This is a genomic window from Bradyrhizobium sp. (assembly GCF_049691595.1).
Classification (GTDB): Bacteria; Pseudomonadota; Alphaproteobacteria; order Rhizobiales; family Xanthobacteraceae; genus Bradyrhizobium.
The window spans coordinates 1-8724 of record NZ_JBAVNZ010000216.1 but is presented as its reverse complement, the minus strand read 5'-3'; the positions used below and the strand labels follow the sequence as shown (position 1 = coordinate 8724).

The following is an 8724-nucleotide window of genomic DNA, read 5'->3' as shown; positions in this document are numbered from 1 at the left end:
CGTCTCCGCGATCGCTGAAAATCCTGCCTCGTCCGAATCCATCACTGTCCTCCACCTCGACTCAGTGGATCACAACAGATTCAGCACTTCAGTCTTTTGTCACGAACCTCTTCACCCGATTACCCTGCCCGAGGTCACACGCACAGTTGACCTTGGCACGACAATCGGAGAGCGTATGCGCCGACAAAAGTCCGGGTGGGCGTAATGACACGAATTGTGACGGTCGCGATCGCAGCGGTTTTTGCCGGGCTCTTGCTGCCGGCGACAGGCGTGCAGGCGCAAACGGCGTCGTCCGGGACAGGTGCTGCCCGGGATTCGAGCCAGGCCATCACGGATATCTCGGCGCAGCGCCGGCGGCCGGTGCGGCGCGTGCCGATCTACCAGCGCGATCAGTGGGAACCCGACGTTTTTCCCCGCTACGATCCTGGTCCCAATGCCGTGCGGGCGTGCTACGCCGCTTACGTGCAGGAGTACCGCCCGAGCGGCACCGTCATCACGCCGCGCCTGAACTGCTACTGGCGGCGGGGCTGAGTTTTTGGTCCTCAGCGCCGGCGCAGGGCGCCGACCAATCCGGCGCCGACCACGATCGCCGATGCGCCATAGACAAGGATCGCCATCGCCAATTGGGTCAGATGGCTCGCCGTCCCCATGCCGCCGCCGGGGCCCTGGGACGCCACGGCCGCATTCGCTGACAGCAGACTGGCCGCAGCCGATGTAGCCGCAAGCGCCAGAGCAGCTTTGCATCGCCTTGTTCGAGACCATGCCATGGCCATCTCCTCTGACAGGTAGCTGCGCAAGATACGCCTACGGCTATCGCTGGCAGCGATCATAGGCGGCACGATCGGGCATCTCGAGTTGCATGATCGCATCGACGTCAAAGTCGAATCCTCCTTAACGAATTCCCTGCGCGCGTTCATGGCATGTTCACATGGCTGTCTCTAACGTTAGCCTGGGAGCGACCGCAAATGAATGCGGCGAAATCCGGCCGCGGCGCGGCTCGGCATTTTTCGCCGACGGTTTCAGGAGGGTTCAATGATGAACAACAGAAATCCCGGTCGCGGCCTTGTTCGCCGCCTGGGCCTCGCGGCCGCCGCGATGCTGGTTCTGTCGGCGGCATCCCAGCAGCGCGCCGAGGCGCTGTCGCTGGTCACTCCGGGCACCGCACCGCTGGCCAGGCAAGCCGCGGACCGGGCGTTGACCGAAGTTCGACACGGCGGCCACGGCGGCGGCGGTTTCCACCACGGTGGTGGTTTCCATGGCGGCGGCGCCGTGTTCCATGGCGGCGGATATCGCGCGGCCCCGGTCTACCACGGCGGCGGCTATCGCTACGCATATCATCGGCACCACTTCCAGCGGCACCACTTCCAGCGACATCACTTCCACCGGCGCTTCTACTACACGCCGTCCTATTACTACTACCCGCGCCGCTGCAGGATCGTCTGGACCTATTATGGGCCGCGCAAGATCTGCCATTATCGCCACTGGCATCGTCACCATTACTGGCGCCACCGCTCGCACCACTATGGATATCCGTACCGCTATTGATGAAACCCGAGACACGATGGGCGCCGAATGGCGCTCATCGTATTAGCCGGCGGGAACGTGGTTAATCCCAGTTCCTGAATTTCCAGGATTTTAGTTTCCACGGCGTCAGCGTCTCCATCCGCCACTGTTCCCAGCGGTCCGGCGGCCAGTGGCTGAGGCGCGAGGTTTCCTTGACCTCCGGTTCGGCCACGCGCGGCACGTCACGGCGCCGCATCTGGCGCGTGGCCTCGCTGATCATATCGACGAATTCGGGTTTGTCGGCCATGGCCGGCTCCTTGCGTCTTGCGCAAAGAGCCAGTCTGCGCCCGTCGGATTAACGAGGCGTTTCCAGAACGCTGCGAAGTTGAGGCGCTACCGCCACTCCCTGACGTCGACGAAATGCCCGGCGATCGCCGCGGCCGCCGCCATGGCCGGCGACACCAGATGGGTGCGGCCTTTAAAGCCTTGCCGGCCCTCGAAATTGCGGTTCGAGGTCGAGGCGCAGCGCTCCTCGGGGGCGAGCTTGTCGGGGTTCATCGCAAGGCACATCGAGCAGCCCGGCTCGCGCCATTCGAAGCCGGCCTTGATGAAGATCTTGTCGAGCCCTTCGGCCTCCGCCTGCGCCTTCACCAGCCCCGAGCCGGGCACGACCATCGCGTTGACATGGCCGTTGACCGTCCTGCCCTCGGCGATCTTCGCCGCCGCGCGCAGATCCTCGATGCGGCCGTTGGTGCAGGAGCCGATGAAGACGCGATCGAGCCTGATGTCGGTGATCCTGGTGCCGGCCTTGAGGCCCATGTAGTTCAGCGCGCGATGTTTCGACAGCCGCTTGGCCTCGTCCGCGATCTTGTCGGGATCGGGCACCATGCCGGTGATCGACACCACGTCTTCCGGCGAGGTGCCCCAGGTCACGATCGGCGGCAGTTTTGCCGCGTCCAGCCGGATCTCGTGATCGAAATGCGCGTCCTCATCCGAACGCAGGGTTTCCCAGTAGCGCATCGCGGCGTCCCAGGCGGCGCCGTTCGGCGATTTCGGCCGGCCCTTCAAAAACTCGAACGCCTTTTCGTCGGGCGCGACCAGGCCGGCGCGGGCGCCGCCCTCGATCGACATGTTGCAGACGGTCATGCGGCCTTCCATCGAGAGCGCGCGGATCGCCTCGCCGGCATATTCCAGCACATAGCCGGTGCCGCCGGCGGTGCCGATCTCGCCGATGATGGCCAAAATAATATCCTTGCCGGTGACGCCGTCGGGCAATTTGCCGTCGACCACGGCGCGCATGTTCCTGGCTCTCTTCTGGATCAGCGTTTGCGTCGCCAGCACGTGCTCGACTTCCGAGGTGCCGATGCCGTGCGCCAGCGCGCCGAACGCGCCGTGGGTCGAGGTGTGGCTGTCGCCGCAGACGATGGTGGTGCCCGGCAGCGTAAAGCCCTGCTCGGGGCCGATCACATGCACGATGCCCTGGCGCTTGTCGTGCTCGCTGTAATATTCGATGCCGAATTCCCTGGCGTTCTCCGCCATCACCCGCATCTGCTCGATGCTTTCCGGATCGGGATTGGGCTTGGAGCGATCGGTGGTTGGAATGTTGTGATCGACCACCGCCAGCGTCTTCTCGGGCGCGCGGACCTTGCGCCCGGTCGTGCGCAGGCCCTCAAACGCCTGCGGCGAGGTCACCTCGTGCACCAGATGGCGGTCGATATAGAGCAGGCAGGTGCCGTCCTCGGCTTCGTGCACCAGATGGTCGTTCCAGATCTTGTCATACAGCGTGGTCGGTTTGGACATGAGCTTAAGCTCCAAGGCGATTCTCTGTGAGCGGTGAGGTGCGGTTGCGCGCGAACAGGAGAGAAGTCAGCGCAGCATCAGGACGCGCGCGCAAGTTCCGAGGTCGCCGAGGTCGCAAACCGTCCGAAGAAGCGGCCGGGCAGGCGCGAGCGATCGTCGATCACGATCGGTGCGGCGAGCCGGCACGCGGTGCTGGTTTGATCCGGAACCATTCCGAACTTCTAGCATATGAGGTATCGGAGCGCGATATGCGTTTGCAACCACCGTCATTGCGAGCCGCCGGGTCGCGCGAATGCGCGCCCGATGACAGGCTCCGCGAAGATTCCAGTCTTTGCAGCAGCAAGGCTGGATCGCTTCGTCGCAAGTGCTCCTCGCGATGACGGCATGCCGCAACGAAAAAGCGCGGGATTTGAGCCCGCGCCTTTCGTCATATCCTGATGCAGGATGAGCTACTCGCCGACGGCAGCCGCGGCCGGGGTGGCGCGATCCTGCTTCTCGACGATGCGGGCCGACTTGCCGCGCAGGTTGCGCAGGTAATACAGCTTGGCGCGGCGCACCTTGCCGCGGCGCACCACCTTGATCGAGTCGATCATCGGCGACATCACGGGGAATACGCGCTCGACGCCTTCGCCGTAGGAAATCTTGCGGACGGTGAAGCTCTCGTTGAGCCCGCCGCCGGAACGGCCGATGCAGACGCCTTCATAGGCCTGCACGCGGGTACGCTCGCCTTCGACCACCTTGACGTTGACGATGACGGTGTCGCCGGGTCCGAACTCCGGGATCGTCCTGGCCGCGGACAATTTGTCGAATTGCTCTTTTTCGAGCTCTTGAATGAGGTTCATTGAAATCTCCATCGGCGGCGCGCCCAGCCAGTCACGAGCGCGGGCTGCGCGAACGTCCATATCCTGTAGCGCGTATTTCGCAAAAGTGGACACCGGTTTTGCGAACGGAATACGCGCAATTTGGTTGGAGCATTTTCTCACGGCAAACCGGATGCCACTTTGCCTGAAAATGCTCGGTGCACGGATTTGGCGTCCGTATACGGCAAGGCCTGAGCTTTGTCACCCGTCTGTCGTGTTTTTTGGGCGATTTTGGCCGGACTTGATCGCCCACAGATCCGGCCGCCGCGCCCTTGTCAACGCCTCGGATTCGGCCCGCCGCCAGGCCGCGACCCTGGCATGGTCGCCGGAGGTGAGGATTTCCGGGATCGGCCGACCCTCGAACTCCTGCGGCCGGGTGTATTGCGGGTATTCCAGTAGCCCCTCGGAGAAGCTTTCCTCCGCGCCCGAAGCCTGTTTTCCCATCACCCCCGGCAAGAGCCGGACGCAGGCGTCGATCAGCGCCATGGCCGCGATCTCGCCGCCGGAAAGCACGTAATCGCCGATCGAGACTTCCTCGAGCCCGCGGGCCTCGATCACCCGCTGATCCACCCCCTCGAACCGGCCGCAGACGATCAGGGGACCGGACCCGGCGGCGAGTTCCGTTACCCGCGACTGGGTCAATGGCCGACCCCGCGGGCTCATCAACAGCCTTGGCCGGTCTCCTGGCCGATCCCTTGGCCGGTCCTTTGGACCGCCCGGCGCAGCGTCGGCCGCATCGATCGCAGCCGCCAGCACGTCGGCGCGCAGCACCATGCCCGGTCCGCCGCCGGCCGGGGTGTCGTCGACGCTGCGGTGCCGGTCGGTGGCGGAATCGCGGATGTCGCGCGCCTCCAGCACCCACAGCCCTGATGCCAGCGCCTTGCCGGCGAGGCTGACGCCAAGCGGCCCCGGGAACATGTCCGGAAACAGCGTCAGCACCGTCGCGCGCCATGTCGTCGCTTTGGAAGTCATGGCCTTTGGTTACGGCACAATGGCCGTGAGATCGAGGCCCTGCATCGCGGCCGCCGCCTCGACCGCCTGCCCGAAATCGGCGAGCGCGAAGGTCTTGGCCTTGATTTTCGTCAGGTCGAGCGCGCCGCTGGCGGCAAGCGCCGCAAGCTGGCTAGGGGCGTGGCGCGCATACATGAACTGGCCGACCACTTCCCAGTCGTTCGCCAGCATTTCCCGGAACGAAAGCTCCAGCGGCACGTTGGCGCTGCCCATGATCACCAGCCGCCCGCCGCGTTTCAGGGCGCGCAGGCTCGACAGCGTGGTCGACGTGCTCTCGGCGCTGCCGAGCAGATCCAGCGCGACATCCGCGCCGCCATTGGCGGCGTTGCGGATGACCTGGAAATCCTTCTCGCTCTCGCCGGTGACGATTGCGGGAACCACGCGCGGGCCGAACGCTGCGTGCAACGATTCGAGCGCGTCGGCCTTGCGTCCCACCGCGACGACGCGCCCGGCGCCCATCGCGACCGCCAGCATGACGGCGCCGGAGCCGAAATAGCCGGTGGCGCCGTTGATGATGATGGTGTCGCCGCCGTGCAGGCCGGAGCGCTGCAGCCCGCCGAACGGCACGATCAATTTTGCCAGGCCGATCAGTTCGGTCGCCGATCTGTCATCCAGTCCAGCCAGCGGCGTGACGCAGGCCGCGGGCCAATGCGCGATCTCGGCGAATACGCCGTCGCGCCAGCGCGCCTGCAGCGCGAGCGCCGCCGGCGTCGCGGTTGTCGTGGTCAGTCCGATCAGGATTTGCGGCGGCTCGCGATCGGGCGCATCGCCGCGCAAATGCGGGCTCAGGAAAACCCGATCGCCGGCCTTGGTGTGCGTGACGTTCTCGCCGGCCGCGATCACGCGGGCGATCGCATTGGTGCCGGGCACGAAGGGCATTGGCGGCAGGCCGTAGGGCACGGAGCCTGACAGCACCCTGCCGGTGTAGGACAACACCATGCCGGCTTCGATCTTGACCAAAACGCCGTCAGCCGCCGGCGTTGGCGTCTCGACGTCGTCAAACCGCAGATCGTTATGCGCGTGCAGGCGCCAGGCCTTGTGGGTGGATGTCATTGGCGATCATTCCCCGAGGCAGACGCGGATCGACGTCCATCAAGCCAAAGCGCGATCAGGCCGCGGCCGGATCATCACCGTCGATCTCGGCGGGCAATTCGATCACCACGCGCCCGCCCTCAAGATCGACGGCGGGCACAACCGCATGAGTAAACGGCAACATCATGGTCGCGCCGTTCGGCGACGCGATTTCGATGATGTCGCCGGCGCCGAAATTATGGATCGCGATGACGCGCCCGAGCGGTTCGTCCGCGGCTGTGACCGCGGCGAGCCCGATCAGATCGGCGTGGTAATATTCGTCGTCGTCGGTGTCGGGCAGCTTTTCGCGCGCGATGTAGAGCTCGACGCCGTTGAGCCGCTCGGCCGCTTCGCGGGTGGCGATGCCCTTCAGCGTCGCCACCAGATGGCCCTTGGCCTCGCGCGCATGCGTCACTTCGAACCAGCGCGCGCCGTCTTTTGTCATCAGCGGGCCGTAGCGCTGCACGGCCAGCGGGTCTTCGGTAAACGTCCACAGTTTCACCGCGCCGCGCACGCCATGCGCCGCGCCGATCCGGGCGACGCAGATCGGTGCTGCCACCGTCGCGCCCGGTCAGCTTACGCCGACTTGGCGGCGGCTTCGGCTTGCGCCTTGCGCTCCTTGCGCGGCACGGCCTTTTCCGGATTGTTGCGGGGGCTGCGCTTCCTGACGCCGGCGGCGTCGAGGAAACGCGTCACGCGGTCCGACGGCTGCGCGCCCTTGGCGAGCCATGCCTTGACCTTGTCCAAGTCGAGCTTCAGCCGCGCCTCGTTGTCCTTCGGCAGCAGCGGATTGAAATGGCCGAGCCGCTCGATGAAACGGCCGTCGCGAGGAAAGCGGGAGTCGGCGACGACGACGTGATAGACCGGGCGCTTCTTGGTGCCTGCGCGCGCGAGGCGGATAACGACTGACATCTGGTTCTCCTGAGCGTGGTTTGATTGGGTGTGTAATTCAACTAGTTCGTCATTCCGGGGCGCGAGCGCAGCGAGCGAGCCCGGAACCCATAACCACGATCGGGAGTATGGATTCCGGGCCCGCGCCAAGCGGCGCGTCCCGGAATGACGAGTAGAGTGGCGCGTGTAATTCTCATTTCTTCTTCCCCAATCCGGGGAAGCCGCCGAGCCCTGGCAGGTTCGGCTTGCCGCTGAGGCCGGTCAAGCCCGGCAGGCCCTGACGCAGGCCGACCGGAATATCTTTTGGCAGCGCGGGGATGCCGCCCGGCCCGGTACCTGCAGGCATTTTCTCCGCCAGCGCCTTCATCTGTTCGGGCGACGGCACGCCGCCGCCAAAACCCATCGCCTGCGCGATGCCGGCCAGCGGGCCGCGCTTGCCGGAGCCCATGGCCTTCATCATGTCGGCCATGTTCCGGTGCATCTTGAGGAGCTTGTTGAGGTCCTCGACCTTGCCGCCGGCGCCGGCGGCAATGCGCTTCTTGCGGCTGGCTTTCAGGATGTCGGGATGCTTGCGCTCCTGCCGCGTCATCGAATCGATCAGCGCGACCTGGCGCTTCAAAATCCTGTCGTCGATGCCGGCATTGGCGATCTGGTTCTTCATTTTCGCGATACCGGGCATCATTCCCATCAGCCCGCTAATGCCGCCCATATTCGCCATCTGCAGCAATTGCTCGCGCATGTCTGACAGGTCGAATTGACCCTTGCGCATCCGCTCGGCGGTGCGCGCGGCCTTTTCGGCGTCGATATTGGCCGCCGCCTTCTCGACCAGCGACACCACGTCGCCCATGCCGAGGATACGGCCGGCAATCCGGCTCGGGTGGAAATCCTCCAGCGCGTCGGTCTTTTCGCCGGTGCCGATCAGCTTGATTGGCTTGCCGGTGACCGCGCGCATCGACAGCGCCGCGCCGCCGCGGCCGTCGCCGTCCACCCGTGTCAGCACGATACCGGTCAGGCCGACGCGCTGATCGAACGCGCGCGCCAGATTGACGGCGTCCTGGCCGGTCAGGGCATCCGCGACCAGCAGCACCTCGTGCGGGTTGGCAGCGGCTTTGATTTCGGCCGCTTCGCTCATCATCGCTTCGTCGAGCGTGGTGCGGCCGGCGGTGTCGAGCAGCACCACGTCATAGCCGCCGAGCTTGGCGGCTTGCAGCGCGCGTTGCGCGATCTGCGGCGGCTTCTGGCCGGCCATGATCGGCAAGGTTGGGATGTCGAGGTCGCGGCCGAGCACGGCCAATTGCTCCATCGCCGCCGGGCGGTAGACGTCGAGCGAGGCCATCAGCACCTTGCGCTTGTCGCGCTGGACCAGGCGGCGCGCGAGTTTTGCGGTGGTCGTGGTCTTGCCGGAGCCCTGCAGCCCGACCATCATGATCGCGACCGGTGGCACCGCGTTGAGGTCGATGGTCTGGCCGTCGGAACCAAGGATGGCGACCAGCTCGTCATGGACGATCTTCACCACCATCTGGCCGGGGGTCACCGATTTGACCACGGTGGCACCGATGGCCTGCTCGCGGACTTTCTCGGTAAAACT

General features: G+C 65.4%; 12 protein-coding genes. 2 read left to right on the top strand and 10 right to left on the bottom strand.

What is annotated here, in order from left to right:
- Positions 1–204 precede the first annotated feature (204 nt).
- The gene (locus WCE35_RS09805; protein ID WP_424593144.1) at positions 205–531 is read left to right on the top strand and encodes a hypothetical protein; all 327 of its coding nucleotides are present in this window, start codon (positions 205–207) and stop codon (positions 529–531) included.
- An 11-nt stretch (positions 532–542) separates the two neighbouring features.
- Here the strand turns inward: WCE35_RS09805 and WCE35_RS09800 are convergent, their stop codons facing one another.
- On the bottom strand, positions 543–677 hold the full coding sequence (locus WCE35_RS09800; RefSeq protein ID WP_424593143.1) for a hypothetical protein: 135 nt from the start codon (positions 675–677) through the stop codon (positions 543–545).
- 358 nt (positions 678–1035) lie between these two features.
- Here WCE35_RS09800 and WCE35_RS09795 point away from each other — a divergent pair, with 358 nt between their 5' ends.
- Positions 1036–1545 (top strand): hypothetical protein, encoded by a 510-nt coding sequence (locus WCE35_RS09795; protein WP_424593142.1) that lies wholly within the window; start codon positions 1036–1038, stop codon positions 1543–1545.
- Positions 1546–1606: 61 nt separating this feature from the next.
- Here the strand turns inward: WCE35_RS09795 and WCE35_RS09790 are convergent, their stop codons facing one another.
- The 9 genes from WCE35_RS09790 to ffh all read right to left on the bottom strand — a co-directional run.
- Positions 1607–1810, bottom strand: coding sequence for a hypothetical protein (locus WCE35_RS09790; RefSeq protein WP_424593141.1), 204 nt, complete (start codon positions 1808–1810; stop codon positions 1607–1609).
- An 86-nt stretch (positions 1811–1896) separates the two neighbouring features.
- Positions 1897–3303 carry a 3-isopropylmalate dehydratase large subunit gene (leuC, locus tag WCE35_RS09785; RefSeq protein WP_424593140.1) on the bottom strand — a complete coding sequence of 469 codons (1407 nt, stop codon included), beginning with the start codon at positions 3301–3303 and terminating at the stop codon, positions 1897–1899.
- Positions 3304–3380: 77 nt separating this feature from the next.
- A complete protein-coding gene (locus WCE35_RS09780; protein ID WP_424593139.1) occupies positions 3381–3515 on the bottom strand; it encodes a hypothetical protein in 135 nt (44 codons plus the stop codon).
- A gap of 237 nt (positions 3516–3752) precedes the next feature.
- Complete coding sequence (gene rplS / locus WCE35_RS09775) at positions 3753–4145, bottom strand: 50S ribosomal protein L19 (protein WP_424593138.1); 393 nt, start codon at positions 4143–4145, stop codon at positions 3753–3755.
- A gap of 219 nt (positions 4146–4364) precedes the next feature.
- The gene (trmD, locus tag WCE35_RS09770) at positions 4365–5135 is read right to left on the bottom strand and encodes a tRNA (guanosine(37)-N1)-methyltransferase TrmD (protein WP_424593137.1); all 771 of its coding nucleotides are present in this window, start codon (positions 5133–5135) and stop codon (positions 4365–4367) included.
- A 9-nt stretch (positions 5136–5144) separates the two neighbouring features.
- A complete protein-coding gene (locus WCE35_RS09765) occupies positions 5145–6227 on the bottom strand; it encodes a zinc-binding dehydrogenase (RefSeq protein WP_424593136.1) in 1083 nt (360 codons plus the stop codon).
- Between the two features lie 55 nt (positions 6228–6282).
- The gene (gene rimM / locus WCE35_RS09760; protein ID WP_424593135.1) at positions 6283–6804 is read right to left on the bottom strand and encodes a ribosome maturation factor RimM; all 522 of its coding nucleotides are present in this window, start codon (positions 6802–6804) and stop codon (positions 6283–6285) included.
- A gap of 17 nt (positions 6805–6821) precedes the next feature.
- Positions 6822–7157 (bottom strand): 30S ribosomal protein S16, encoded by a 336-nt coding sequence (gene rpsP, locus WCE35_RS09755; RefSeq protein ID WP_424593134.1) that lies wholly within the window; start codon positions 7155–7157, stop codon positions 6822–6824.
- A gap of 172 nt (positions 7158–7329) precedes the next feature.
- Positions 7330–8724 (bottom strand): signal recognition particle protein (gene ffh / locus WCE35_RS09750; RefSeq protein ID WP_424593133.1); only part of this gene is annotated, 1395 nt, incomplete at its 5' end.